Here is a 24,468-nt window from a genome sequence, read left to right on the forward strand (position 1 = left end):
GTTCTTTCGGTCCGCCGTCAGCACCGTGCCTTCGATAATCGCCGTCAGCACGTGGGCTGCCATATCGTAGGAAATGCGCGTCCCGTCTTTAAACAACGTCGTGCGCTTGTTCTCATCGCTTTCCGGAAGTTCAATTTCACCCGCGTAAAAACTCCCGATAATGAAGCCTTCCTCCGGCCCCGTCGGCAGGAAAAGGCAGAGCACATCCTCGCCGACATTGACGCTGTTGAAGTCCTTCGTGGCAAAGGTGTTGCGCTGCAGAATCGGCAGGTCAAAAGAAACCGTACCGTCATCATCGTCAAAAACCACGCGGGCCGTTCCCTTTTTCGGGTTGATACTTGAAACCTCTCCGATCCGGATCAGGTCATTAATCTTTTCCGGCAGCGCGGAGTGTTCAAAAAGTCCCATCTCAATACGCGTTGTTCACACGCCTCAAACTAATGTCCGTTCTGTAGCCGGACGAATCCAGCGAATGCACTGCTTCTTCGATGATGAAGTTCCCGTCAAAGCTGCCGAAGCCGCTGCACTCAACAACGGCACCGGCCACAAGCATGACATCGCCAATAACTGAAATCCGCCCCGTCACCCGACGTTTGTTGAGGCTGCGCAACTTTGCCGTTGCAAGGCGCTTTGCCTCCTCAAGGGACTTAGCCCGGCGCTTGAGGGCATACTCCTGCCCGTTCGGATCGGCATCCGGATCGGTGGCCGTGTAGGTCATCACTGCCGGATTTGTGCTTTTCCCGGATACCGGTCGCAGGTTGAAGTCATAACCGCCCGCCTTTTGCTTGGTTTTCTGTTTCGGGTCCCGGTAGGACACCGTACAGGTGCGGTATGACTCGCTCTGAGCACTCTCAAATTCCCAAGAAATGACCTGCGATGTACCCAACACGAGCGTTTCAACCGGCGCTTTCTTTTCGTAAGCCGCCTGATCAAACACCACAATCTGATCATCTGTGACCTTCAGGGAAAAGCCCGCTTCATCGGTAAGCCTCACCAAAAACGCAAGATCACTCTCTTTTGACTGATCCTGCCTGTCGTACTCCGGATCCGTCTGCGTATCAAAGAGAAGCCCCACACCAGCCTCACCTGCAATTGATCCGGCAATCGCTTTGAGCGTTGTCTTCTCCCAGGCCCGGGTTCGTAGCCTGCGGCGAATCGGCTTATTCATAGGCACCGACACCGCCCTCATTTCGAATACTCTGGGCGATCCGGACACCCGCAGCGTATCTGCGTAAAAAGTACCGCATGCGAGCTCAATGCCGGGGATAAGAACAGTTCCGGCAGACAAAAAAGCCTGAACCACCTCGCCGCCGTCAGGCTTCCACTGCGATGCCCACTTCCCATCCGGGTCCATGAGCGTCAACGTCACCTCATCGGCCTCGGCATTCTCTTTGTCGGTATAGGAAAAGGAAAGAAGATCCGGCATCAGATCCTCCGTCACGTCCGTTTTCGATGCAGAAAAAAGCAACCGAAGTCTTGTCTGCAGCGGTTCCATCAGTTTCTCCTTTTCCAAGGCGGAAGGTTGAGCTCGTATGCCGCCGACTGCGTATTGATCTCTGGCACTGCCAGCCGCTTCCCATACGAAAAAACCACAGTCTTCCTGTGGTTTATGTTGGCCCGGATGAGAACATCCAGAAAACGCTCATCCCCATAGAGGCGCTTTGCTATCGCATCCCAGGTGTCGCCCTGTTTGGTGACATACTCCGTCATTAAAGCTCCTTAGGAAAATGAGAGTCTCCGTTCTTCCGCCATAAGGCGCTGCAGATCCTGCTTCAGACTCTTGCTGCCCTCGGTCAACCCGCGGCGCACCCCTTCATATGCATCTTTGCCGCCGGATACATTGATGACCGGCGCGAAGTTCACATTAATGGAAGCCGGCCCCTTGCCTCCCACTTCCGGCAAACGGGAGAGCGGAAGAATGGCCTCAGACTCTTTACCTTCGCCAACCATTGCCAAGGTCGGCCCCGTTGCGATTCCGCCCTCAGCAAGCTGGGGAACCTTCGGAATGTCCACAGACAACGTCTTTCCGCCGAGGCCGGGAACCCAGTCCGGCACCTTAAACGAGAGCAGGCTGTTGATTGCACCGATGAGCGAATTGATCATCCCGATCACCGAGTTAATCGGCCCCTTAGCAGCCGCTGCAATGGTGTTCCAGGTCTGCGTCATGTATGCCTTGACGGTATCCCAGTTTTTATAAAGGGCAATACCGGCGGCCACAAGGCCGGCAATTGCTGTGACAGCAAGACCTATGGGATTAGCGCACATAAAGCGCAGAGCAATGCCAAGCCCCTTGACCGCCAACGTCAACCCCTTGGCAACAACCCCGGCTCCGGCGCAGGCTACAGACCATACTTTTGCTGCCGCTCCGCCAGTAAGCATGGATGTCCTGACAGCCAATACAGCCTTTGAAGCAGCAAAAATCGGAGCAAAAATCAGCCCCACAGCCATACGTATTGCATGAAATGCCATCACAGTTGTCAAGGCAGCACCACCCGCCGTCATCAATCCTGAAACGAGGGTCTGATTTCGCGAAACCCAATCACCGACCACCTCGCCCATTCGGACAAACTCAAGCATTGTCGTCCGCAGGGGGTCCAGTAACGGCGCACCCACAGCCCCGCTGACATAACTGATCGCATGGCCAGCCAGTTCCAAAGCATTTGAGGTCGTTTTCATTCGAGCCTCAAATTCACCGAGCATTGATCCGGAGTAGTTCTCCCGCTTAGCCACCAACTCGAAGTTTTTCGCCAGCAGTTCCGTGTTTGCCAGCATCGGACCAAGCGCCCGAGCACCTTCATCCCCAAACATTGCGGTGAGATACTGCATCTGAAGCTCTTTGGGAATCTTCACCTTGATGCCGTTGAGCACATCCATGATGGCTTTCGGGGCATCCTTCTGAATCTGCTTTTGCAGCTGAATCGGATCAAACCCGACGTTACCGAATGCGGCAGCCTGAAGATCCGTCATACCGCCGCCACGGGTCAGAGCACGCATGAATGCGTTGATACCCGTGGCCGCCACCTCGGCTTCAGCCCCTGAGCTGATGACTGTGGCAGCAAGAGCGGCCGTCTGTGTTTCCGTCAACCCTGCAACCTTTCCCAAAGCACCATACCGCTGCAGTGTTTTTCCGATCTGTTTAGCCTGAGCCGCGTTTGCATTGCTCAGAGCATTCGTCGCATCCGCCAGGGCCACCGTCTGATCCTGCGTCAGTTGCATACCAGAACGCCACTTCGCCATCATTTCACCGGCATCGGCCGCTGTCATGTCAAAAGCCACGCCCATTTTTGCCGCTTGTTCAGTAAAGGCAGCCAGCTCACCTGCCGCAACGCCGGACTGTCCGGCCGCTGCCGCAATCTGCGCTAATCCTTCTGCAGTCACCGGGATAGACAGACTCATTTTTTCCAAAGTCGTCTGCATTTTCGCAAGTCCCTGAGGATCATCGAAATCCACAACTTTCGCAATATCGGCCATAGCATCCTGCATACTCATGGCCGCCTTAACAGGCGCAGACAGGGCATGAACAGCCTTTTCTCCGACGAACTGCATCATCACAACAGAAGAAACTGCCAAGTCCGCGCTCGCTTGCATGCGCTGTCCTGCCTTCAGCTGTTTTGCCTCTACCGACAGCAACCTGCGGCGAGCCGCAGTCAACCTTACAACCGCCTGCTCCATTTGCGCTTGTGACTGCGCCAAATCCTTTGTCGTCTTACCGTATTGAGACAGGGCAGCATTCCCCTTGCGGACACTGTCTTTCTGAGCATCAAGCGCCCTCTTCGCCTTTCTGAGCTTTTCCTGCTGCTCANGCTGAATCGGATCAAACCCGACGTTACCGAATGCGGCAGCCTGAAGATCCGTCATACCGCCGCCACGGGTCAGAGCACGCATGAATGCGTTGATACCCGTGGCCGCCACCTCGGCTTCAGCCCCTGAGCTGATGACTGTGGCAGCAAGAGCGGCCGTCTGTGTTTCCGTCAACCCTGCAACCTTTCCCAAAGCACCATACCGCTGCAGTGTTTTTCCGATCTGTTTAGCCTGAGCCGCGTTTGCATTGCTCAGAGCATTCGTCGCATCCGCCAGGGCCACCGTCTGATCCTGCGTCAGTTGCATACCAGAACGCCACTTCGCCATCATTTCACCGGCATCGGCCGCTGTCATGTCAAAAGCCACGCCCATTTTTGCCGCTTGTTCAGTAAAGGCAGCCAGCTCACCTGCCGCAACGCCGGACTGTCCGGCCGCTGCCGCAATCTGCGCTAATCCTTCTGCAGTCACCGGGATAGACAGACTCATTTTTTCCAAAGTCGTCTGCATTTTCGCAAGTCCCTGAGGATCATCGAAATCCACAACTTTCGCAATATCGGCCATAGCATCCTGCATACTCATGGCCGCCTTAACAGGCGCAGACAGGGCATGAACAGCCTTTTCTCCGACGAACTGCATCATCACAACAGAAGAAACTGCCAAGTCCGCGCTCGCTTGCATGCGCTGTCCTGCCTTCAGCTGTTTTGCCTCTACCGACAGTAACCTGCGGCGAGCCGCAGTCAACCTTACAACCGCCTGCTCCATTTGCGCTTGTGACTGCGCCAAATCCTTTGTCGTCTTACCGTATTGAGACAGGGCAGCATTCCCCTTGCGGACACTGTCTTTCTGAGCATCAAGCGCCCTCTTCGCCTTTCTGAGCTTTTCCTGCTGCTCAGACAAAGCCTTCAGCATTTCTGTTGACGGCGATTTCGTTCCGGCAACTGCTTTACTCAGACTATCAACAGCAGCCTTACAGCGGAAGAACTCTGCCGCAGCCGCTTTTGCCCGTTCCCTGGCAGCAATCAACCCTCTGATGTCTTTACTCGTTTTATTGAGTTCTGCTGTTTTTTCAGACAAATTTTGGGTATTTGCAGCTGCCTTACTGAAATCCGTTGCGAATTGGCTGCTGTATTTCGATTGCAAGCGAAACAAAATTTCGTATTCATTCGCCATATTTCAACCAAAAATCAATAAAATTGCTTAAGAGGAGTATGGAGACACACAATGTTTTACAACAGCGCTTCAACAAACCCTGAACTTCCCATAGAGATCCAGGAACTCGCCAGAACTCCCTTTTCCGACGCGATGGATCTGATCGGTGCCGTACTTAAATTGCTGGGAATTTTTCTGCTCTTTGCTGTCTGCTTTGGTGCCGGCATCATTTTTTATGTGACCTACTTCATCAAGTAACTACTTTCGGACTTTCAACTCATCCGCAACAGCCTCACACCACTCATAAAGCTCCGTAATCGGCCGCTCAAACCACTCAGCAGCACTTCCTCCGGCACCTGATGCAGCCAATCTGAAACAGCAGCGCATCAGGTTTTTTATTCCTTCGTCAATGTCACCGCCTGCTGCTCTGTCGTTACCCGATCCTTGGCCTGCTGAATTATTCGGGCCTCGACCTCTCCGAAACCCGACAAGAGCAAAAAATTAATCACCGTCTGCGTGATGACGACATAATCCGGAGCCGGAATGTAGTCAAAAAGCTCCACCGGCAACTTAGAAGCTCTGGCCGCCAGATAAGATGCAAAATCAGAATCAGCCGACAACACAAAGGACACCTTTTGAGGATTGGCGAGTTCAAACTCCTTTTTTGCTTCCTTGATATCGCGACCGCTCAACGAGTCCAGATCCAACGGGATCATTTCGTAAGTCTTGTCTTCAAACTTTACCGGCCTTAAAAGCTTGTGCACCACATTGCTCATTGTCACGTCTCCTCATCCCCGGACTGGCCGGGGATATCTTGTCTCATCAGTTCAGTCCCAGATCGCCGCGGACGGACGACAGAATGTCTGTGTCGCCGAACTTAGCCACATAGTTGAACTTGTCGATTTCAATCGCGGCCTTGCCGTCCACATAGAGCTTGAGGTACATCACCTCAAATTCTTGTTCGGTGTCCGTCGTTGCCCCCGTCTCAAAGGAGCCAAGGTTTGTCGACTTCGTCGCAATCCTCAGCGTCATTCGCACGGGCTTGGTCGAGTACGTCCCTTCGGAGGCGTCATAGACCTGCTGCGAGCCGCGGACTTCCACGGAGTGCGCACCGGGCGATGCAAGCGACATTGCCGCCTTCTCAATCGTCCGCCAGTTAAAGCTGACAGTGATCGAGCTGTAATGTCCGAGCACCGGGCTTTCCACTTCCCCGGCAATGCCGGCACCGCTCACGGTGTCTGTCATGGCTTCAATCGTCGGGAGCGTGACGGTCGCAATCCCGAGCAGATCGTTGTTGTCGTTATAGACACGAAAGCCGATCAGCCGCTCCGGAATCTTGTTGGATCCTGCTGCCATTCTCTTTTCCTCTCATTAACCAAAAAGTGTCTGCAGATAGCTCGGGTCATACTCAAGCACGAACGAGATCTCGCGGTTCGGACTGGGCGGCGTAATGCGCACATGGAAGACTGAAATGCCGTCCATTAAATCCGTTGTGGGGTTGTCCGATTCGCGGAACTCCACAGTGCCTCCCAGGATGTACTGCTTGGCCGCAAGGCCGTTCATCCAGATGTTGGCCGAATCCACAATCACATCCACCTGGCGGCGCGTGAGCGGATAGTCAACACGCTGCCAGAAGGTCTGCACAAATGTGTTACCGACCCAGGCAAACATACGCCGGATCGGAATAAAGGCATCCTTCACGTCAGTGTTAGCCGGGTAGCAGGCTGTACGGTTTCCCCAGCACTTCCAGCCGCCTGTGAAGTTCAGAGCCGTCACAATTCCCTGGCCATTAAGGTAAGCGGCCGTCTCAACATCCAGCCACACCTCTTCGCCGTCGTCAAGAACCGCCGATGTCATCTGGTAATTCTTGTTGGATGGCGAGACGTAGGGCACATCATCGTTTTCAGAATCCACCTGACCAATGAGGCCCGCAAGTTGCGTGGACTGATTAAAGACGATGCCGTCTAAAGCAAGCTTCGGCCAGCAGGCAATCTGCGTCGGATCCGTCACATTGTTCGTGTTCTTCCAGGCTGCGGCTTCAGTGTAGGTCTTCACCTCATCGGTCGGGATGTCAACGATGCAGACAGCATTAAAAACGGAATTGATGCCGGAGGACTTTGCAGCCATCACGGCAGCCACGCCCGGATTCTCGGAAAATCCCGGAGCAATGATGAGACCGGGCACCAAACGGAAACGCGGGAAGCATTCGCTCACCAGTTCAAGACCGCTCTTGACACCGGCAGCGGTCACACCGCCGATGATGTCATCAGCCGACACCTTGGACGGGTCGAGCTTTTCAGCTGCAAACGTCAAGTCCCTGCCCGTCGCGCAAAGGAAGTCGCCTTCGGAGTTCTTAAGCGACGTAACCACCAACTGGCCGTCATCGTCAAAGGAGAGCGTGTAGTCCGTCCCCAGGGCGTAATCACCGCTCGTTCCGGAGAGAACAACAGTGGACGCAATGATGGCCGTTTCCGGAATCGTGGCACTGCCGGTCTTTGTGTCCAAAGCCACCTGAGTAATGGAGGCCGTCACCTTGTGCTTTGTCGGGTCAAGCACGTTAACAATGATCGCGGGCCCGACGCCGAACAGCGAGAACTGCGAGTAAATGAACTCGGAGATCGAAAAGCCGAACTTCTTCAGGCCGCTTGCCGCATCATCCGCAGGCGGCACGTAACCAAACTCCTTCACCGCCTCAGCGTAGGAGTAAACGAGCTTCGGCACATTGACGTTGGACGGATCGGTCATGTTGACCGGAGCCGTGCCGACGATAAAGGGAATGCCGGCAGACACCTCTGCTGTCGGCAGCAACGAGGTAGCTACCTCGGAAATTCTGACACCGTGGTTATAAGCCATAGTCAGTGCTCCATAAATTTCAGAATTGATCTTCAAACTGCGGCGTTTTAATGAGCCACCGGGTACTCATCGACATCTGCCAGTTGGGCCAGGGCTGATCGTCCGGCAGCCTGCACTCCAAAGGGAACTGCAGCACGTAGCGGCGATCCAGCGTCTGCATCGGCATCCTGAGCAAAGCCGTCCGGATACGCTCTGCCATCGTCAGCAGATAGGCGTAGCCGTCATTACTGGTACTGTGACAGCAGAGAATGAGGTCAACCGTGACCTCCGTCACTTCACGTTCAGCCGTTGACCCCATCACACGGACAATGATCTGCGGCGAGAAGTCCAGGTCCGTTTCGCGCTTCTGGGGCAAATACCCGTCAACAACTACCGGCTTGCGCATCAGCTGGTCATCGCAGGGCATGGCCGAAAAGGTTTGCGACAAATCCGCCAGAAAAGACCGCAGCGCAGCGGCCAACATAATCTCAACCACTTCGCTTCTTCTCCATCAGACGTTTTGTTTCATGTTCCAGGCGCTCAGAAAGCGTTTCGGAAATCACCTGTTCAACGAGTTCGTGACGACCATCCTCCGAGAGCATCTCCGGAACGGAGATTTCCTTCAGATGCACAATCGGATAGCGGCCGGGCCCGACACGGGTAAATATCTGTCCCTTGTGCTTAAAGCCCCTGGGAAGAACCTTCGGCTTCCCGCGCTGTGCCTCCACCCTAATCTGACGCTGTCCGGATCCTGTTGTTTCGGCCACGCCCGCCGGGCGATGCCTGAACTTCATCAGAGGAATCCTTCGGCCTTTGCTGACAATCTCTCCGGTCGTAGAGTTCGGGCTGAACTTCTGCACCCTGAACGTCCGCTTCACATCCGAGGACCTGATCGTGTAATCCTGCGTGACCGCTTTCGCGGCCGCAGTCTTACCCCGGTCAATCGCACGGTTGGCTGCCAGAGAGAACGCCTTTTGCAGACCGCCCGGTATCCCCTGCAGGTACATCCGGGCATGCTCAAGGGCATCATTGTCGACAGAAACGTTGAACTGCGATTTCACCGCGCCTTCCTTTCGGCCTTGATCACAATGAGTCCGTCCTCATCGCTGACGTGCTTCACAACAAACATAACGTTGTCAATAGTGAACACCTCATCAACCGCCGGGGCCCGTATCTCGGAGGAGAGCACATAGACGGTCGTGAGCAGCGTGTACACGCCCTCATAAAGAGAGGGCGCGGTATCAGCCTCATTCGTGTCGATGATGCAGCGCAACCGACGCCCGTTGATCTCATGAACTTCGGCAAACTCCTCCATGTTCATGAAAACCGTCAGGGCGTCACGCGCCACCATATCCTTGAACCTGCTCATCAGGCCGTCACAATATCGCTCATGCGGCAGAAGCTCTCCGGATGCCGCACAGCAACATCAATGGACTGCAACGCGCGGATTTCAACGCCGCCGTTGTCGTATGCCGTCTGGCTGTACGGGTTGGGAAGCAGTTCCACCACGCCCCATTCGCCGATCACCAGGTCAGACCAGTTGCCGAAGAAGAGTTCGGAGCAGTTCGTGGCCGTGCCCTTCGTAAGGTTCTTGCGCACCTGATTACTGCGGGCGACCGGATAGCCGTTCAGTTCGCCGGGAATGCCGTTCTTCACAGTCTCGGTGATCGTCTTCCAGATGTACTGCTTGTTGCCGTCCTTGATTTTCTTCATGGCACCGATGGTCACGGCGTTGGCAAGGTAAGCCATCGTGGCCACGTCTGCGTTGGCATCGGCCACCAGTGTTTCCATTTCGATCAGGTGGTCGAAGTCAATGGGAGCACCGTTTTCGCCGCCTTCGACCGTCAGGATGCCGGCCTGGTTGGCAACGCCAAGAGGCATACCGTCTTCACCGGAACCGCAGAGCGCGGCAAGGTCAAGGCCGAGGGCAATGGCCGTAATGAGTTCACGGCGGACAAAGCTTTCAACACCGATGGAGGGCTGCATCAGCATATTGCGGGACACAAAGGACTTGGCCGCAATGGTCTTCATCTTGAGAGGCACCTTGTCAAAGGTAGCACCGGACTTACTGACAGTGCCGGTTTCGCTGATCCACTGGGTGTTGGCTACGCCCGTCTGACGCGGAATTTCAACGTTGCCGACAAGCCCCGTGAGCATCGTGGCCCCCAGGCGCGTCACCATGGCCTTTGCTCGCAGCGCTTCAATAAAGGAGCCGGCAAGAAGCTTCGTCTCAACAAGGTTGCCGCCCTGTGCGGCCGTACCGACAAGGTAATCGCCGGCATCACGGCGACCTGTGAGGGAAATGTCCGTGGGCATGAAGAAGCCGTTGGTTTCTCTGCCCATGCGGCGGGAGAGTTCCACGGAGACTTCGCGTTCAAAGCCTGCTGCACGCCAGTCGTTGTTAAGCGATGCGTTCAGCGCACGGACAATGCTGTACTGCCCCTTTTCTTCCGGTGTGAGACCAAGGTTCAGATCCTCGGCCACACGGCTCTTGGGGTCGGCTACAGACGTTGCGCTGCGCGTGCGCAGCTCTTCCATAACCGCTGCACGGGCTTCGTCGAGCGTGCGTCCTTCATTGATCAAGGCGTCACGGCGATCCTGGCTGACATGGAAATCGCGGCACATTGTTTCGATGCCGCGGATACGGGCTCGTTCAGCGCTGCGCACCTGATCTTCATTGACGCGGATTTCAGCTGGATTGGCATCAACTTTCAGGGCGCGCGTTTCGTCCTTCACCTGTTCAGGCTGCATCATCTTCTTTTCCTCGGGCATAGTGTTTCCCTCTTCCTTCTGTTGTTTACTCAAACTCCGATAAACGCCGACAGAAGGATCTGCCGGCACCGTTACCAAAGACACTTCAAAAATTTCCCAATCGGTCGCACGGCGCGTCTGTTCGTCCGGCTTATCCCAGGCAAACACGCGGTATCCGACCGACACATTGACCAACACACGGTCCTTCACCAGATCCAGCGCCCGGCTACCTTCTTCTGTTTTGGCAAACCGCGCCCGAATGTAAGTTCGGTGTTCGTCCTGCTCAATGCCGTCAACGACACCGAGCAGACGATCCCAGTCGTGGTTAAAGAGCAGCGGCATTGACCGCTGGCGGTCACCGGTTCTCATCGCTCCGGGTTCATGACTCAGAACCTCAAAGAGCCCGCGATACATCTCCACAGGTGCATCGGATACGGCTGGAAAGCGGAATGTCCGCGCCTCTTCGTTCACATCGGCATCCGAAGCCGCAAGCGATCTGTACCGCAGCTCCTCGGATTCCTTCGGCGTTTCTTTCGTCATCCTTGTCTCCAATAAAAAACCGACGATCACTCGTCGGCCTTTTCCTTCTTCTCTTCTTCCGGCTTTATCTTCACCGGCTGATCAAAGTTGAGCCCTAGTTCGGCCGCACGCTCGCGGTCGCTCTGAATTGCCTTATCCACGTCCTCGCGGTCCTGACCGTTTCCGATCGCCGCGATCACATCACTTCGGCTCATGAAGCCATGCTGGACAGCAAGCGCATAGGCCTGAACTTCCTTCGCCGGATCAACCCAAGACCAGCCGCGCGGCTTAAAGCGCACTTCCTGATACCGTGACTTGTTGTTGAAGTAGTCCGGGATATCCACCGCTCCGGAAAGAACGGCCGCATCGAGCCACCTCCGGTAAATCGGCGTCAGGTAGTTGCGGATCAGCCACCCCTGCAGCACACGCCAGAGATCCCGCTCGTTTAAAAGCGCCAAACGACTGCTGGAGTAGTTGCTCTGGCTGTAATCCCGGCTCAAAGCCTCATAGGAGACGCCGACACCGGCCGCCACTTCGCGCAGCATGTAGCGCATGAAAGGGTCAAGGTTGGCATTGGGGCGACTCGGAGAGAATCCCTCAAAGCTTTCACCAGGGAGTAATCGCTGGAAAAGCCCTGGAGAGCTCTTCACAATCGGCTGCTCGCGTGCTCTCTTGATGATCTCTTCGGTACCTTCTGCACCACAGACGTCAATCCCCTGCTTCACAAAACCGACGATGTTGGCCGCCGCCCTTGCCGCGACGAGTTCGGACTCGGTGTAGCCGCCCATATCCCTCATCTTCCGAAGCGCCATGTGCATCCACGGCACACCTCGGGTTTGCGGCCAGCGCTTCACGATGTACATGTGAAGGATCTCATCAGCCGCGATGCGTCGAATCGTGGCCGCAGCCGGACTGCTCAGAAACGTCGTGTCCCCTGGATGTGTTGTCCGCATCCAGTAGGCCAGAGGCCGGTGCCACTCGTTCACCTCAACACCAAGCCGCACCGTTGAACCCTGTCGGGTCTGAAAAGTACCGCTCGCCTGATCAAGCAGCAGATCCGGCTCAATGAGATCAAGCGCAAACGGAATACGGCCTCCGCCGAAAGCCTTGGGAACGATCCGTACCAGGGCTTCGCCGTCAGAGAACACGCCGCCCACGGCCACCCGCAGGAGATCTGTGAGAGACAGAAGTCCCGCCGTATGGCAGGTATTGCGATCCGACCATTCAGCCCAAGCCGCTTCAATACGGTCATTGATGGCCGCGTCCGGCTTTCCGTCAGCTCCAGTCACCAGACACTGCAGCCCGATTCCGGTCCCCACGACGTTGTCCTCAATGATGCGTTGCAAGTTTGCCGCGTGAGGATTGTCACGGATCATTTGCCGACTGCGGTTGCGCATCGTCTCAAGGCTGCCGGCAAGCTCTGTGTCTTCACTCGACCCTCCGGCCATCCAGTCACTGGTGAGACGGCCGCCCGCGGCTGCAGCGTACTGACGCTCAACGTACTCACCGATTTTCTGCCTTCGGGCCAGCGTCCGAAAATAATTGAACAGTTTCATAACACAAATTCCACATGCATCCGACGCGGATCAACACCACGCCGCCTGCAGCATTCGAGGTACACCTGTTTTTCCCAGTACTCGACCAGGTCCATCAGCTCTTTTGCGCTGTTGTACGTGAGATTTCGCGTACCGATGGTGTAGCTTTTGACGCGGGAACCACCTTTTGTGTAATCAGCAAGAGCCGCCTTTGCCTGAGCTAAACATTTTTGCGCTTCAGTCCGGTGGTCAAAGCCCTTGTCGGTCATGGCTGCAATCACACGAAAATCCCGCAGCGCAACCGTTTTCCGGTACGAATCCCCGTAGGTCATCTGCATCAGGAGGATGGACTCCCCTTCCGGCAGCTTCTCTGACGCTTCCGGAGAAAGCTCAATGCGCACCGTATCGCTGCGTCTTTTCGCCGGCACCTTTACCAGGCAACCGGCAGCCGTCCGGATGAAAGCCGTTGGTTCGGCATCCGGATGCAGGCACTGAAAATGCTCTTTGACATTCACCACCCACTCCCGGCTGTCCCCGGCAATAAGTCTCTCTACCATGAGTTGTTCCCGTTAAAGGCATTGAAGAAGTCGTCACGCGCTACCGGAGCCTCTTTCTTTTCTTTAGGCTTCTTCGGCGCTTCCGTCGACAACAAATCCATCTGCAGCTGTGTACTCTTTTCCTGATCCCACCGTGCCGGAGACCACAGATGAAGTTTCAGCGAACGTGCGGCATGAAGTGCGTAGACCTCACAGTCAAGCGCCTCATTGCGCACGCCTGACTTTTTCTGCCATACCCGCCGGGCGCTGTGACTCGCCGGAGCCTTCACTTCACTGGTGATCTGCTCCCAGTAGTCGGGACGCACCCCCTTGTACCAGTGCATACGTCCGGGGCCGCGTCCTTCGAGCTTGATGCGGCCGGCATTGGCATCCACACCGAGAAGAATGTCCTTTGCTCTGGATGTGCCGACAATAAAAGGCTTCAGGCCGAACTTCACGGACTTCTGTTGGCCGTTGAGATCAACAGAAGGTTTCGGCGTTGTGAAAATCTCCTTACTGTCATCGTTGACAGAAGAGCCTTTGATCGCCATGAAGCCACGGGCCATTCGCTTTCTAACAAAGGTGTAAACGGCATCACTTGTCTGCCCGTCTGAAGAGTCAATGGAAACTGCACGGATACGCAGCTGCGTCCCGTTCGGTCCGGCGAACTTTCTCGACAGGAGAGCATCCAGATCAGGCCATGCCCCTTTTTCCGGAAGCATGGTCTTACCGGAGATTTCGCCCCAGTACAAAAGCCAGGACTCTTCGCCCGGGCCCCACGCCCGGATGATGACCGCCAGGCGGTCATGCTGAACGTCCACGCCCGCCGTCAGCACACAGCCGACCTCGGGCACCGTGAGTTCGTCGTAATCCTCAACGCGCTCAGCCAGTACATCCGGTTCCGGAAGTCCGCTCTTAAACGCATAAGGAAGCCCAAGCTGCGAGTTAAAGAAACTGCGCATCTTGGAGTCGTCACCCTGATCAAGCGCATGTTTGGCCGTCAGGTACTTATCCACCAGATTCCGGAAGCGAGATCCGGGAAACGGACTGTAGATCTCGTTGATGTAAAAGCCCGCTGTGTCGTTAAACGGTGCGGTGGCACGCCACACGCCCTGTCGCACGGCACGGTTTTTCTTTGCGTCATCCCAAACGGTCCCGCAATGAGGGCACACGTAATAAGCTGAATCAAGCACCGCATGTCCGTACACCTCATGGTTGATGTTGGGATCTTCGTTCCACTTCACGTTGTCCCAGGACAAAACGCTTTCCTGACCGCAGTCTGGGCAAGGAACAAAGAACTTTCGTTTGTCAGACGTCTTGTAGGCCTGCTCCACGGCCGAGAATCCTTCGACCGTCGGAGTGCCGCCGTAAATCACCTTACTTCTGGCGAATGTTTTTGTTCGTTCAATAAGCAGCGTGATCGTGTCACCCTGCTCTTTAATGTTCGTGTTGCAGTCGTCCGGCTCTTCCACACAGACCACCGGGGCCGGCGTCGACTTCACCGAGGACGGTGAGTTGGAACCTACGAGTTTCAGGAAGCCGCCGGGGAATCCCTTGAAATTCCATCGGTTGTTCTTGTCGCGTCTGGACGCAATCGGGATTTTCTCCATCAGGTGCGGAGTAGCCTCAATCATGGGCGTGAGCTTTTCGTCGTTGAACTCCTTGGCTCCGCCTTCTTTGGCAAACATCACAATCATCGGGCAGGGATCAATATCAATGCGCCTGCCGATGTAGTTAAGGAGCACGCCGTCAGTCCACGCCACCTGTGCAGACTTCTGAGCAACCACTCTGCGGACTGCCGGATCATCCAGCGCTGCGTGAATCCCCCTGATCCACGGCGTCAGACCCGCGTTGTACTTGCCCGGCGTTGCCGTTGACTTCGCGCTCATTCCCCGGAAGGCTTCCGCCCACTCCGTGGTTCCCATCTTCTCCGGAGGCCGAATTACCTGCGCGAGCTTCTTCAGGATTTCCTGAATTGCCGGCGAGGTATCCGGACAGATGGTGAAGAGCGTTGTAGGTGTGTTCATTCAAAATCGTGACATCGATGTCTGTTCCGTACAGGGTGTCAAGCTCCAATTTCAGTTTGTCATCGCGCGCCAGAAGCTCCTGGCGAAATGCCGTGAAGACGTTCTCCAGCTCGGTCATCAGCTCGCCGATGTTGACAAGCTGTCGCCGCTTCTCCGCCAGCTGCAGCGTCTTGAGCTCGCGGTCAACGCGCTCGGTCATCGCGCGTTCCTTGTTGAGGTCGTACTCGCCGTCAATCGAGGCCTGCCCGGCCGCTACTTCCCTCAGTCGGGCGCAGTAAGCAAGGCGGACTTCATCAAGCGTCTTTTCCCGCCAATCGATCTGCAACTTGGAAAGCACTTTGGCAACCGCCTGTTTGCTGATGCCGAGATGGTTACCAATCTGTTCAAGTGTCAGTGGCTGCATACCGTGTCAACCCCCTTGGGGCGCTGGTGAGTAGTGAATTTTCGGGCGCTTCGCCGCCGCATCGGTTTGAGGCCGGGAAGGACCCGCTCACGCGAGTGCCGCCCGGCTTCAGGAATAAAAAAGAGGCAGCCGAAGCCGCCCCAAGACCCCGGCTCGCTCGGGAGATGAAACGAGCCTAAGGTAGCGAAATTCAATCAATAAAAAAGCCCGCCGAAGCGAGCTCTTTTTTATTTCTCAATCAAATGCCTTGGTGTGCCGGGCTTGTACTTATCAATTTCGGCCTGTTTAGCATCAATAAGCTTTTGGGCCTGCCCTTTGAGCCTTTGCATAATCCACATATACGCCGTTTTTCCCTTACGATAATCGGCCTCGGCATACATTTGCACACGTCCGTCGCGTCTCATATCCTCAACCTGACTCATGGCCTTTTCATCACCCTCGGGATAGACAGCAAATGTTGCACCGCCTTTTTGATTGATTACCGAGAATGCCGGCACGTCACTGGGGCCATCAGCGACATAAATCATGTTGACGAACTGAACCCGCCGCTCGGCTTCATCGATCTTTGTATTCACGTCAATTTTGCTGTTTTTGTATTCAGCAATACCAACACCTTTATTGATCTCAAAAAGTGCCCTTGTTTTCGTTGTATTATCGATGCTGTAAGCGATTTCCTCGATCTCTCCACCAGCATTTTCAAGAAAATCACATCCCCAGATTTTTTCAACGTAAGGCGCTATGACGGTGCCCTCAATTACCTTGCGCAGCCCTGTGCTGACGATGTAGTTCTCAAACTTGATTCCATACTCGGAGTATGGCTTCTGTGTCGTCAAGTTTTTAATCTCCCGAAGAAGATCAATCGCACCTTCGTAAAACTTTTGCTCCTTGCCGTAACTTTTGAGTTTTTCGTTTGACAATCCTTGCAATCGCCTGTCTCTCACGTAACGAAGCATCAGATTCAGGTAAAAAGTGTCGGCATTTACAAAACAGTCACCCTTTTTGCACTCAGCAATTAGTTTTTCGTTCTCATCCCAAAAGCCGACAGGATCAATTCTGTATTCGTTAAACATCGGGTCCTGCATGTAGCCGCTGATCAGCGTCTTATCAAAATCCCAAATTGTCGCGATTACATCAGACATAGAATCTCCGAAATTGTTCCCGTACCGACAGTCTAATCAGCGCATCCGCCGCAGCAAAAATTATATTCAGGGAGAGGCCTCAGCCCTTGCCGGAGCTGAGGCCTCTGGAAACTGACTCAAGCGCGGGAATTCCGACGCTCCGCCAGTGTACTTAGCAGGTACTCGGTGCTGCGTCCTCAAAGCCAACTTAATCACAACCAGCTGCTTTAGAAACCATAAGAACGAAAGGAATGTGGCAACGAAACCCAAGAGCGCTGCTACCGCAAGAACGGCCAGTAGCCAGTACGCCATCACCACCTCCGTCAACAGGGTTCCGGATACGAAAAAACCCGCGCTTTCGCAACGGGTTTTTGACTCTCTCGACTGGCACTACCTACACGTAGCACCAAATTCTAGCGAAAATGTACCATTTACCGGACAAACCGTCAAGCGGCCGCCTTAGCGGCATCGTTAGCCGCATCCCGGCGCATGCGAGCAGTATCAAGGGCTTCAGCCACTTTGTACTCCGCTCTCGTGACTCTTTTGCGCAACACCTCAACATCCAGGTCACACCAATCCGCAATATCGGTCAGAAGCACCTTGTTCGACCGGGGCCCAGTGACGTACACAAGCACGATTGTCACCCGGTCATCCGGCGAGAGCTTCCGCAGCGCCGCATGCACCTCCCGCGCAAGCCGGTAGTCCTTCGGAATCCACGCCTCGGCATTGGCGGCCGCCACCGGCATCCCGTCCAGTGCCGGCGACTTGATCTGCCCCTCAGAGTCAATCCAGGCCGCCCACTCGCGCAAACGCCGCATCACCCATCTCAGGCGCATTTTTTCTCCTCCTCTGCCGGCTCATAGATGACCTTACCGGCGAGGATGTCAAGCACCCGCTGCGCATTCGCCACACCGACGCCCCGAGGCGTCTCCCGCGTGATCTCCGTCAGAATCCCATTCTTTACCGCGAGCTTCTGCGCCTTGATGTTCACAAACTTGGCCATGAGCTTTTGCATCCGGTTCGCATACGCCTGGAGAGGTTCCGCCGGGCCGCGCCGCAGCTCCTCGGCAGAGAATTCCTCCAGGAAGAGCGCCCGCTCAGCCAGACCCGGCAACAGCAAGGCCGTTTTCTTTGCTTCCTCACCAAGAGGCCACGCCAAAATCGTCTTAATCGCGTCATTCAACGCCAGGATCGGTTGCCAGCGGCTGATTTTGCTCACGAGCGGGATGCACTTCGGCTCATGGCACTCGGCATGAAAGATGCACTTGTAGCGCGGCAGGCCGTCTGCATAGCCGGCGAAGTCAAGCCCAATGTTCGGACACCCGCTGTAGCAACACATGTACCGTCCGCGACTCTCCTGAGCTTTGCCGGCATCGGCTACCTCTTTCTTCGTCTTTTCAAAAACATCGCTCATGCCTTAATTCCCTTACTTACATCGCCCGTGTTTAGCTTTTTGAGCCGATCGGCCGAATTCATGAACTCTGGTAGCCGCCTGCACAGAATTCGAGAATCAAACTTTTGTTGGCAGCCACAACTGGTGCAGATCAGGTACGTGAATGGACGATCTGCGGCCACAATCAGGCCGACACTTCGTCCACAAAACGGGCATTTGAGCCCATTCGGCTGCCCTTCCAAAAATGTCCTTACGTCTTTTGCGCTGTATCCCATCCGTCAGCCTCCTTACTTCCCGTAAACCCACACCACGAGCCAAAAGCCCCGCAACAGAAACCCAATGGCAAGTAGTTCGCAACCCCACGCAGAGATCGCTGACAGCGTCCTATACAGGCTGCCCTCACGCGCGCCATCACTGTCTGAGGCAGCCCCCGCCCCAAGGAGAGCGCTGACAACGCCCAGAGACAGGACTCCGACAATCTCAAACACGGCTTCCATGTTTCCTCCAGTACGTCGGCACCGAGGGAAAGAGCTCAGGCTCTTTTTCCTTATCCCCCTTCACCGGCAGGGACGTCATCCAAAGCCCGATCACCGCGCCGGCCGCGGCCCCGATCAGGAAGCAAACAAGCTCAGTCATATCCACCCTCCACAAACTTGACGAATGTCTTTGATGTCATCAGCCATGAGAAGTCGACCTGCCACGGCAGATCGCTTTTCACTGCCTGCTCGAAAATCCTTGACCGCCTTACTTTCTCGAAATAGCGCCGGAACTGGAGAAGTCCGTCAGCCACGGTTCTGCACTCCTGCCGCTTGACAACCTCACGCCAAAGCTCCTGAACGTCACGCTTGCGTCTCTCGGTGTCAATACGTACCGGCTCAAGCTCAGGCAGCACCGCGTGGTAAAGGTCCTTTAAAGCAACGTACGGACAGTTTTTCTGAAGATGCCGTGTTGGGTTTTTCAAAGCCTCAGCCTGCATCAGAGCGTCTGCTTCCTGTAGGTCCTCCCAGGAGGCAGTGGACTGCAGCTCGGTGTCGGGAAGCGTTTCGGGATCAGGAAGTTCGGGTTCTTCCTCCCAGGGCGCGATGTCCGCCTCACGCGCGTGCGCGCTCGTGCGTGCGTGGGAGGGGTTTTCTTTGTTAAAACTTTGTTTATCTATATTTAAGGAGCGACCTGCAACTGTTGCACCCCTGACCTGCAACTGTTGCACCTCTGATGACTCACGGCCTGCAACCATTGCACCTCTCTGACCTGCAGCAATAGCACCTCTTTCCGCGACATCAGCTTCGATAAATTCGTATTCGTTTGCCTGCCCTGTTCTGACGACTCTGAGAACGTTTTTCGCCGCTAAAGTTCCAACGGCTGACCTGACTGTTCGCTCTGACAACCTTGTCATGTGGACAAGTTCGGCGACCTTTGGCTTACATTCACCAGACTTTGAAAAACGTTTTGCGAGCACAGCTAACGCCACAAGCGTCTCCGAGCTGGAGAGCCTGGTGTCATTGAAAATAGCCCGCTGTGTATTAAACGGGTTCAGGCACCCTTTTTCTGACACGACATCACCATTCAACGTGTGGTGCGACCTTCTCGCGTCGCACAAGGCCTCGTGAGCGTTTCTCGATTTTGATCGCCAGCTCAGCACTCGCCTTCCGGAAGCCATAAACGACATTCGACATGTGGCCCTTGGAGACGCCACAGTCTTTGGCGAATCTCTCCTTCTCGGCCAGAGGCAGCGAATGCCAGTAATCGCTAAGTTCCATTTAGCCCTCTTTTCGTCTATTGATGAAAAGAGATATTACAGCAACAGCTTTTGATTTGTACATCAAAAGACGAAAAAATGAACAATGTCCTAGCTACGTTAGTTCAGAGGCCCGATCATGAGCATTTACGACATCAGAGCAAACAACTTAAAACGGCTGCTCGTCGTTACACCGCCGAGTGAACTCGCCAATATGGTCGGCCGTTCCCCCAGTCAAATCTCTGACATCTCTACGGGCCGAAGGCGGATAGGCGAACGACTTGCACGGGCGCTAGAACTTAAATTAGGTTTGGCCCCTGGCTACTTTGACACCGCCGACGAACCTGCGATGCAGCCTTTGATCTCCTCTGGATTTCGAAGACTCCCCCTGATTCCTTGGGAATCACTGGGAGACCCAGAAAATCCAAGTGATTCAAAGGAGGTCTTTATTGTGACTTCAAACACTGCATCAGATTCGGCCTTTGCGCTGAAAATCGAAGACAACTCGATGTCTCCGGGGTTTGAAAAAACCGATATCGTCATTGTCGACCCGGAGATCAAACCCACCCCGTCGTCCTACGTTGTCGCTGTGGCCGATGGAGAACCCGTGTTCCGGAAGTATCGCAGCCGCGGCAAGTCGGGCTTCGAACTTATCCCCCTGAACCCTGACTACCCAACCATTTCCAGCGAAGATTACAAGGAGTTGGAGATCAAGGGAGTCGCCATTCAGGTGATTAAGCAGCTCGGACACTAACCAACTCGCCTCCCAGTAATCCCCCGCAACGGGGGATTTTTTGTCCCTATTCCATGTCTTTATCTTTTGACGTACATCAAAAGATGTTAAATTGGATCACAGAGGTTCGCCAATTGATGTAATACTATCGTTCATCAAATGCAGTTTTATTACTGCTTATGCCGTAAGGAATTACATAATGACCTCTCTCGACATCCTTCACGAAAACATCCGCCGCGCCGGCCGCGAAGACACTTCGGCCGCGTTCTGGCTTCCCGTCATGCGCGTGATGGCCGGCATCTACGCCGCCCTTCTCGTTGGTCAACTCTTTGCATGAGGCAGCCATGAAGGAAATCGTTGAAGAAAAGCTCAACTGGATCATCTTCCAGTCAGACGATCCGGACACGCGGCCGGCAGAGGATGACCGCAAGAATCAGCTCTACCTCGTGCGACCGTGCCTCACCACAGACGATGTCATTGTGGCCCGGTATGACCGCAAGGCACGCAAGTTCCGTGACGGCAACATGCTCTTTCACGGCGCTCTTTGGACAAAGTGGCAGCCGCTCTCGGAGCTTCTCAAGGTTAACTGAAGCCTTTTTAACCGGCCCCTGTCAACCACTCAGCAAGTCTGAGACCTGAATTTTCAATGTTTGTTTAATGCGGGGGCCGGTTAAAGAGCAGCTTTTGCTCCTGACCGATTAGATATGCAGCGGGCACTGCATGTACGCGAGTTGAGCTCACGCAGCCCGGTGAGCAGCGAAGACCCAGCCTTCGGGGCCGCGGGGCGACAACACGCCTGAGTCTTCGAGAAGGCCAATTTCAGCGCTTGGCAACGAGCGCTGATGTGGGCTTTTTTTGTGAGGGTTTTATGTTCACAGCTAACGCGATTGTGGAAATCGAAACCGTATGCTTTACCCCAGGGGAAAAATGGACTGTGATATGTGGCGGAAGCCATCTGCAAGTCAGTATCCAGGACAACAAATTCATGAAGAAGGTGTCGAATCGTGAAATCAGCTTTCGCTCCGGGGATCAACTCATCGTTTCCCTGACAATGCAGCTAACTTCAGAAAATAAGAGATCCCCTTTCAGTTTCATTGTGAACGAAGTTTACGGGTGGGGCTAACAAAGCCCGGGCATCGGACCCACTGGAGGTTTCTGCACGCTTAAGCTTTCGCCAAAACATCATTTTTTAGCAAGCAAAACATTTTTTGTTCTACCTGCTATCATCCGCGTATTGATTCGAGTTACGAGAAACAAAATGACTGAAAGCAAACAATCAAAAGGCGGCCAGGCAAGAGCGAAAAACCTATCAGCGGAAGAACGCAAAGACATAGCCCGCAAAGCTGCACAGTTTCGCCATTTAAAAGCTCTGTACAAAGGAAATTTCAAAGAAGACTTTGGTTTTGATGTTGAGTGCTACGTTCTTAACAACGATGACAGAACGCCGGTGATCAGTCAACGTGGCATGGCTGCGGCACTAGGGTTCAGTGTCACAGCCGGCGGCTCTCGCTTTATATCCTTCACAAAAGGGAAAAGCATTAGCCAGTACCTTGGGCCTGAACTTATCGAAAAAATACAAAAACCGCTTGTTTTTCAATCATCTCTTGATGGGCCTGAAGTTGAGGTTAATGGCTACGACGTAACCATTCTGATTGATATCTGCAAAGCCGTAAATAAGGCTGAAATCGAAGGCGCTCTCAAGACCAGTCAACACGAGATCGCAAAACATGCCTCCGTCATTACGACCGCTTGCGCAAAATCCGGCATACGAGAACTGGTCTATAAGATTGTCGGGATGAACTCGACCAAAGAACAGTTCCTCATAGCTTTCAAGCGATTTGTTCAAGAAGAAGCGAAACGATATGAGAGCGAGTTTCCTGTGGAGTTGTATGGCGAGTGGACTCGTTTGTACCAAATACAGATGCCGGAGCGTGGCTGGCCCTGGAAATTTAAAGTGTTAACTATTGATCACGTATACACCCCTCTGGCAAAAAGTAACGGACGGGTATTAAAACTCTTGCGCAACCAAAAGCATGAGACGGGCGAGAACAATAAAAAGCTGTTTCAATTTCTTAGTGATATTGGAACAAAGGCTCTGAGATTCCAGCTGGGGCGAGTTTTAGAAATGGCTGAGTCATCTAAGACGCGTGAGGAATATGAGAAAAAGATCGTCGAGCGCTTTGGCGGTCAAATGAGCCTTGATTTTGAGGGCTCCGCCAAAGAAAAATAATTCTTACCTTTTCAACCAAGGCCTCCGAGCAATCGGGGGCCTTTTTTTATCCATCAGGAAATGGAATGTTATGGACATCCGAACAAAACGAACAGCTGAGCCGTTACTGCGTCGGCATCCAGGCGATCTCGGCCAAAGTCCGACTCGGCCATGCCGATTACGCCGATGCGGCCGCGCTGGAGTTTGTCATGCCGCAACTCGCCCAAGCAGTCGAAGACTTGAAAAAACTGATCATCAAAAAGTGCCGGCAACGCGACAGTCAAATGCAGGAGGAAGCCGCCAATGACACGCTTGATAGCAACGCCTGAGCACATCAAGGCGATCATCCGCGACTACGCCCCGTGGCAGGCTGAGAAGCCACAGTTCAGGCCGGATCTTGCCTGTCAGGCTTTCGACAGCGAGGCAGACGGCACCACGATCAAGTTGCATGCAGCTGACAGCGGCGCTCCGGAAGACGACAGATGGTTTGTGATCGTCTGTCCCGGTTACGGCGCTGACCGATACCTTGTGAACCTCACGAAGGCCCAATACGACGAAATCCGGAATCTGATGCTTCAGAACATTACCGGTGGGAAGCTCACACCGGTTGTGAGCAGCGACTGGAAGAAGCAATTCAGCTGGCGCAAGTCCATGGGGAAGCACGTATGTCCTACCAAAAAGTGATTCTTGTGGGACAGGTGGTTCACACGCCGCAGTACCGCAAGGGCGGCGATGGAGTTATCCAGGCGACGCGCCTGCAACTGCTGACTGAAACCCCCATGCGCAACGGCAATGTTGAAAGGAACTACCACACGGTGCTTGCGTTCGGAGATCTCGCCGACATCGCGCAGCAGGGAATACACAAAGGGAACCAGGTACATGCCGAGGGACGCTTACGCACCCGGCGCTACCAGGGAAGAGACGGTGTTGAGAAATGGATCACCGAGGTCATCGCCGACATGTTGGATTTCAGAGGAGAAATTGATGTTACTGAGGGACGTAGTGAAGGAAGCCAGGAAGCTGCTTAAAAAGCCCTATCAAAAGCAGTACTACGTGCAATGGCTCCGCATCGCACACATGGTCAGCCTTGTCGACGTGGCTGTTGCCAAGGAGTACCTGATGCCGCAACTGCTGACCTACATGATCGCACTGGACGAATGCCAGCGCAGCGTGATTTCCCGGGAGACGCTTAACGAGTACGCGGAAGGGCTACGGGCAGATCTGAAGATTTGGCTCAAAGCCATTGAGAGGTATGTGTGATTCGAGACGATGACGAAACCTTCGGGCTGACAGAGCTCTGCCTGACGATCTGTATCGCGGCCGTGCTGATCTTCGGCCCGGGACTTTTTCTTGGATGGCTGATTTGGGGATAGAAATGGACCAGCAATTTTCTTTGGAACTGATTCGCAACGGCTTGCTCTGCTGCGACATTGAGGACGCAATCCGTGATGCCACACAGGCCGTCACCGAACGCGGCAAGGCCGCAACGGTGACCATCAAGCTCACCGTGAAGCCGGCCACGAAGTCATCAAGTGACAACGTGATCATCACGGACGACGTGTCCGTCAAGCTGCCGAAGCTCTCCTCCGGCGAGACGATTCTTTTTGCATGTGAAGACGGCCGCCTGAGTGCTGACAACCCGCGACAGGGCAAGCTCAGTTTTACAAAAGTTGAAGTGAAAGAACCGGCCAATGCCGCGGCCGGCAAGTTTGAGAAATTGAAGTAGG

General features: G+C 54.4%; 31 protein-coding genes. 10 read left to right on the plus strand and 21 right to left on the minus strand.

Annotation, left to right across the window (positions count from 1 at the left end; genetic code table 11):
* The 4 genes from BQ7486_RS12015 to BQ7486_RS01280 all read right to left on the minus strand — a co-directional run.
* The coding region (locus tag BQ7486_RS12015; protein ID WP_074008645.1) for a phage baseplate assembly protein V at window positions 1-408 on the minus strand (408 nt) is incomplete at its 3' end.
* A 1-nt stretch (window position 409) separates the two neighbouring features.
* On the minus strand, window positions 410-1,495 hold the full coding sequence (locus BQ7486_RS01270; RefSeq protein WP_074008646.1) for a phage late control D family protein: 1,086 nt from the start codon (window positions 1,493-1,495) through the stop codon (window positions 410-412).
* Entirely contained in the window at window positions 1,495-1,710 is a 216-nt protein-coding gene (locus BQ7486_RS01275; RefSeq protein ID WP_074008647.1) for a tail protein X, read from the minus strand. Before BQ7486_RS01275 ends, BQ7486_RS01270 begins: the two co-directional genes overlap by 1 nt.
* Before the next feature lie 9 nt (window positions 1,711-1,719).
* On the minus strand, window positions 1,720-4,971 hold the full coding sequence (locus BQ7486_RS01280; RefSeq protein ID WP_074008648.1) for a phage tail tape measure protein: 3,252 nt from the start codon (window positions 4,969-4,971) through the stop codon (window positions 1,720-1,722).
* A 51-nt stretch (window positions 4,972-5,022) separates the two neighbouring features.
* Here BQ7486_RS01280 and BQ7486_RS01285 point away from each other — a divergent pair, with 51 nt between their 5' ends.
* A complete protein-coding gene (locus BQ7486_RS01285) occupies window positions 5,023-5,208 on the plus strand; it encodes a hypothetical protein (RefSeq protein WP_022373339.1) in 186 nt (61 codons plus the stop codon).
* A gap of 137 nt (window positions 5,209-5,345) precedes the next feature.
* Here BQ7486_RS01285 and BQ7486_RS01290 read toward each other — a convergent pair whose 3' ends face one another.
* The 17 genes from BQ7486_RS01290 to BQ7486_RS01375 form a co-directional block, all read right to left on the minus strand.
* Window positions 5,346-5,726, minus strand: a complete 381-nt coding sequence (locus BQ7486_RS01290) for a hypothetical protein (protein ID WP_074008649.1) — start codon at window positions 5,724-5,726, stop codon at window positions 5,346-5,348.
* A gap of 46 nt (window positions 5,727-5,772) precedes the next feature.
* Window positions 5,773-6,306 (minus strand): phage major tail tube protein, encoded by a 534-nt coding sequence (locus BQ7486_RS01295; protein WP_074008650.1) that lies wholly within the window; start codon window positions 6,304-6,306, stop codon window positions 5,773-5,775.
* A 15-nt stretch (window positions 6,307-6,321) separates the two neighbouring features.
* Window positions 6,322-7,803 (minus strand): phage tail sheath family protein, encoded by a 1,482-nt coding sequence (locus BQ7486_RS01300; RefSeq protein ID WP_074008651.1) that lies wholly within the window; start codon window positions 7,801-7,803, stop codon window positions 6,322-6,324.
* Between the two features lie 19 nt (window positions 7,804-7,822).
* Window positions 7,823-8,278, minus strand: coding sequence for a hypothetical protein (locus BQ7486_RS01305; protein ID WP_074008652.1), 456 nt, complete (start codon window positions 8,276-8,278; stop codon window positions 7,823-7,825).
* Window positions 8,271-8,843, minus strand: coding sequence for a hypothetical protein (locus tag BQ7486_RS01310; protein WP_074008653.1), 573 nt, complete (start codon window positions 8,841-8,843; stop codon window positions 8,271-8,273). Before BQ7486_RS01310 ends, BQ7486_RS01305 begins: the two co-directional genes overlap by 8 nt.
* Window positions 8,840-9,151, minus strand: coding sequence for a hypothetical protein (locus tag BQ7486_RS01315; protein ID WP_074008654.1), 312 nt, complete (start codon window positions 9,149-9,151; stop codon window positions 8,840-8,842). Before BQ7486_RS01315 ends, BQ7486_RS01310 begins: the two co-directional genes overlap by 4 nt.
* Window positions 9,151-11,073: a phage major capsid protein gene (locus tag BQ7486_RS01320; RefSeq protein WP_074008655.1), complete on the minus strand. Its 1,923-nt coding sequence runs from the start codon at window positions 11,071-11,073 to the stop codon at window positions 9,151-9,153. Before BQ7486_RS01320 ends, BQ7486_RS01315 begins: the two co-directional genes overlap by 1 nt.
* Before the next feature lie 26 nt (window positions 11,074-11,099).
* Complete coding sequence (locus BQ7486_RS01325) at window positions 11,100-12,608, minus strand: phage portal protein (RefSeq protein ID WP_074008656.1); 1,509 nt, start codon at window positions 12,606-12,608, stop codon at window positions 11,100-11,102.
* Window positions 12,605-13,144 carry a hypothetical protein gene (locus tag BQ7486_RS01330; RefSeq protein ID WP_074008657.1) on the minus strand — a complete coding sequence of 180 codons (540 nt, stop codon included), beginning with the start codon at window positions 13,142-13,144 and terminating at the stop codon, window positions 12,605-12,607. Before BQ7486_RS01330 ends, BQ7486_RS01325 begins: the two co-directional genes overlap by 4 nt.
* Window positions 13,138-15,012, minus strand: a complete 1,875-nt coding sequence (locus BQ7486_RS01335; protein WP_074008658.1) for a phage terminase large subunit family protein — start codon at window positions 15,010-15,012, stop codon at window positions 13,138-13,140. Before BQ7486_RS01335 ends, BQ7486_RS01330 begins: the two co-directional genes overlap by 7 nt.
* Window positions 14,927-15,553: a hypothetical protein gene (locus BQ7486_RS12080; RefSeq protein WP_074008659.1), complete on the minus strand. Its 627-nt coding sequence runs from the start codon at window positions 15,551-15,553 to the stop codon at window positions 14,927-14,929. Before BQ7486_RS12080 ends, BQ7486_RS01335 begins: the two co-directional genes overlap by 86 nt.
* Window positions 15,554-15,780: 227 nt before the next feature.
* Complete coding sequence (locus tag BQ7486_RS01345; protein WP_074008660.1) at window positions 15,781-16,692, minus strand: haloacid dehalogenase-like hydrolase; 912 nt, start codon at window positions 16,690-16,692, stop codon at window positions 15,781-15,783.
* Between the two features lie 425 nt (window positions 16,693-17,117).
* Window positions 17,118-17,507, minus strand: a complete 390-nt coding sequence (locus tag BQ7486_RS01355) for a hypothetical protein (RefSeq protein ID WP_074008662.1) — start codon at window positions 17,505-17,507, stop codon at window positions 17,118-17,120.
* Window positions 17,498-18,085: a hypothetical protein gene (locus tag BQ7486_RS01360; protein ID WP_074008663.1), complete on the minus strand. Its 588-nt coding sequence runs from the start codon at window positions 18,083-18,085 to the stop codon at window positions 17,498-17,500. The genes BQ7486_RS01355 and BQ7486_RS01360 overlap by 10 nt, the downstream gene beginning before the upstream one ends.
* A 459-nt stretch (window positions 18,086-18,544) precedes the next feature.
* The gene (locus BQ7486_RS11835) at window positions 18,545-18,700 is read right to left on the minus strand and encodes a hypothetical protein (RefSeq protein WP_154666295.1); all 156 of its coding nucleotides are present in this window, start codon (window positions 18,698-18,700) and stop codon (window positions 18,545-18,547) included.
* Entirely contained in the window at window positions 18,693-19,616 is a 924-nt protein-coding gene (locus BQ7486_RS01370) for a helix-turn-helix domain-containing protein (protein WP_143182986.1), read from the minus strand. The genes BQ7486_RS11835 and BQ7486_RS01370 overlap by 8 nt, the downstream gene beginning before the upstream one ends.
* Before the next feature lie 4 nt (window positions 19,617-19,620).
* Complete coding sequence (locus BQ7486_RS01375; protein ID WP_074008666.1) at window positions 19,621-19,821, minus strand: helix-turn-helix domain-containing protein; 201 nt, start codon at window positions 19,819-19,821, stop codon at window positions 19,621-19,623.
* A gap of 117 nt (window positions 19,822-19,938) precedes the next feature.
* On the opposite strand from BQ7486_RS01375, the gene BQ7486_RS01380 reads away from it, so the two are divergent.
* From BQ7486_RS01380 to BQ7486_RS01420, 9 genes are all read left to right on the plus strand, one after another.
* The gene (locus BQ7486_RS01380) at window positions 19,939-20,553 is read left to right on the plus strand and encodes a LexA family protein (protein ID WP_074008667.1); all 615 of its coding nucleotides are present in this window, start codon (window positions 19,939-19,941) and stop codon (window positions 20,551-20,553) included.
* A 178-nt stretch (window positions 20,554-20,731) separates the two neighbouring features.
* A complete protein-coding gene (locus tag BQ7486_RS11840) occupies window positions 20,732-20,869 on the plus strand; it encodes a hypothetical protein (protein WP_154666296.1) in 138 nt (45 codons plus the stop codon).
* A gap of 7 nt (window positions 20,870-20,876) precedes the next feature.
* Window positions 20,877-21,122, plus strand: coding sequence for a hypothetical protein (locus BQ7486_RS01385; protein WP_074008668.1), 246 nt, complete (start codon window positions 20,877-20,879; stop codon window positions 21,120-21,122).
* Between the two features lie 668 nt (window positions 21,123-21,790).
* Window positions 21,791-22,762, plus strand: coding sequence for a P63C domain-containing protein (locus BQ7486_RS01395; protein WP_074008734.1), 972 nt, complete (start codon window positions 21,791-21,793; stop codon window positions 22,760-22,762).
* A 65-nt stretch (window positions 22,763-22,827) separates the two neighbouring features.
* A complete protein-coding gene (locus BQ7486_RS01400; RefSeq protein ID WP_074008670.1) occupies window positions 22,828-23,070 on the plus strand; it encodes a hypothetical protein in 243 nt (80 codons plus the stop codon).
* Window positions 23,045-23,425 carry a hypothetical protein gene (locus BQ7486_RS01405; protein ID WP_074008671.1) on the plus strand — a complete coding sequence of 127 codons (381 nt, stop codon included), beginning with the start codon at window positions 23,045-23,047 and terminating at the stop codon, window positions 23,423-23,425. The genes BQ7486_RS01400 and BQ7486_RS01405 overlap by 26 nt, the downstream gene beginning before the upstream one ends.
* Complete coding sequence (locus tag BQ7486_RS01410) at window positions 23,407-23,769, plus strand: single-stranded DNA-binding protein (protein WP_084765528.1); 363 nt, start codon at window positions 23,407-23,409, stop codon at window positions 23,767-23,769. The genes BQ7486_RS01405 and BQ7486_RS01410 overlap by 19 nt, the downstream gene beginning before the upstream one ends.
* A gap of 49 nt (window positions 23,770-23,818) precedes the next feature.
* A complete protein-coding gene (locus tag BQ7486_RS01415; RefSeq protein ID WP_143182987.1) occupies window positions 23,819-24,001 on the plus strand; it encodes a hypothetical protein in 183 nt (60 codons plus the stop codon).
* Window positions 24,002-24,095: 94 nt separating this feature from the next.
* Window positions 24,096-24,467 (plus strand): hypothetical protein, encoded by a 372-nt coding sequence (locus tag BQ7486_RS01420; protein ID WP_143182988.1) that lies wholly within the window; start codon window positions 24,096-24,098, stop codon window positions 24,465-24,467.
* Window position 24,468: the final 1 nt, after the last annotated feature.

The sequence above is a fragment of the Duodenibacillus massiliensis genome, from assembly GCF_900128485.1.
In the GTDB taxonomy this organism is placed as follows: domain Bacteria; phylum Pseudomonadota; class Gammaproteobacteria; order Burkholderiales; family Burkholderiaceae_F; genus Duodenibacillus; species Duodenibacillus massiliensis.

Bases quoted from the DNA above. Each gene is read 5' to 3' on its own strand.
- BQ7486_RS01270 (WP_074008646.1), bottom strand. From the start codon at position 1,495: ATGGAACCGCTGCAGACAAGACTTCGGTTGCTTTTTTCTGCATCGAAA.
- BQ7486_RS01275 (WP_074008647.1), bottom strand. From the start codon at position 1,710: ATGACGGAGTATGTCACCAAACAGGGCGACACCTGGGATGCGATAGCA.
- BQ7486_RS01285 (WP_022373339.1), top strand. From the start codon at position 5,023: ATGTTTTACAACAGCGCTTCAACAAACCCTGAACTTCCCATAGAGATC.
- BQ7486_RS01290 (WP_074008649.1), bottom strand. From the start codon at position 5,726: ATGAGCAATGTGGTGCACAAGCTTTTAAGGCCGGTAAAGTTTGAAGAC.
- BQ7486_RS01295 (WP_074008650.1), bottom strand. From the start codon at position 6,306: ATGGCAGCAGGATCCAACAAGATTCCGGAGCGGCTGATCGGCTTTCGT.
- BQ7486_RS01300 (WP_074008651.1), bottom strand. From the start codon at position 7,803: ATGGCTTATAACCACGGTGTCAGAATTTCCGAGGTAGCTACCTCGTTG.
- BQ7486_RS01315 (WP_074008654.1), bottom strand. From the start codon at position 9,151: ATGAGCAGGTTCAAGGATATGGTGGCGCGTGACGCCCTGACGGTTTTC.
- BQ7486_RS01320 (WP_074008655.1), bottom strand. From the start codon at position 11,073: ATGACGAAAGAAACGCCGAAGGAATCCGAGGAGCTGCGGTACAGATCG.
- BQ7486_RS01325 (WP_074008656.1), bottom strand. From the start codon at position 12,608: ATGAAACTGTTCAATTATTTTCGGACGCTGGCCCGAAGGCAGAAAATC.
- BQ7486_RS01330 (WP_074008657.1), bottom strand. From the start codon at position 13,144: ATGGTAGAGAGACTTATTGCCGGGGACAGCCGGGAGTGGGTGGTGAAT.
- BQ7486_RS01335 (WP_074008658.1), bottom strand. From the start codon at position 15,012: ATGAGCGCGAAGTCAACGGCAACGCCGGGCAAGTACAACGCGGGTCTG.
- BQ7486_RS12080 (WP_074008659.1), bottom strand. From the start codon at position 15,553: ATGCAGCCACTGACACTTGAACAGATTGGTAACCATCTCGGCATCAGC.
- BQ7486_RS01345 (WP_074008660.1), bottom strand. From the start codon at position 16,692: ATGTCTGATGTAATCGCGACAATTTGGGATTTTGATAAGACGCTGATC.
- BQ7486_RS01355 (WP_074008662.1), bottom strand. From the start codon at position 17,507: ATGCGCCTGAGATGGGTGATGCGGCGTTTGCGCGAGTGGGCGGCCTGG.
- BQ7486_RS01360 (WP_074008663.1), bottom strand. From the start codon at position 18,085: ATGAGCGATGTTTTTGAAAAGACGAAGAAAGAGGTAGCCGATGCCGGC.
- BQ7486_RS11835 (WP_154666295.1), bottom strand. From the start codon at position 18,700: ATGACTGAGCTTGTTTGCTTCCTGATCGGGGCCGCGGCCGGCGCGGTG.
- BQ7486_RS01375 (WP_074008666.1), bottom strand. From the start codon at position 19,821: ATGGAACTTAGCGATTACTGGCATTCGCTGCCTCTGGCCGAGAAGGAG.
- BQ7486_RS01380 (WP_074008667.1), top strand. From the start codon at position 19,939: ATGAGCATTTACGACATCAGAGCAAACAACTTAAAACGGCTGCTCGTC.
- BQ7486_RS11840 (WP_154666296.1), top strand. From the start codon at position 20,732: ATGACCTCTCTCGACATCCTTCACGAAAACATCCGCCGCGCCGGCCGC.
- BQ7486_RS01385 (WP_074008668.1), top strand. From the start codon at position 20,877: ATGAAGGAAATCGTTGAAGAAAAGCTCAACTGGATCATCTTCCAGTCA.
- BQ7486_RS01395 (WP_074008734.1), top strand. From the start codon at position 21,791: ATGACTGAAAGCAAACAATCAAAAGGCGGCCAGGCAAGAGCGAAAAAC.
- BQ7486_RS01400 (WP_074008670.1), top strand. From the start codon at position 22,828: ATGTTATGGACATCCGAACAAAACGAACAGCTGAGCCGTTACTGCGTC.
- BQ7486_RS01405 (WP_074008671.1), top strand. From the start codon at position 23,045: ATGACACGCTTGATAGCAACGCCTGAGCACATCAAGGCGATCATCCGC.
- BQ7486_RS01410 (WP_084765528.1), top strand. From the start codon at position 23,407: ATGTCCTACCAAAAAGTGATTCTTGTGGGACAGGTGGTTCACACGCCG.
- BQ7486_RS01415 (WP_143182987.1), top strand. From the start codon at position 23,819: ATGGTCAGCCTTGTCGACGTGGCTGTTGCCAAGGAGTACCTGATGCCG.
- BQ7486_RS01420 (WP_143182988.1), top strand. From the start codon at position 24,096: ATGGCTGATTTGGGGATAGAAATGGACCAGCAATTTTCTTTGGAACTG.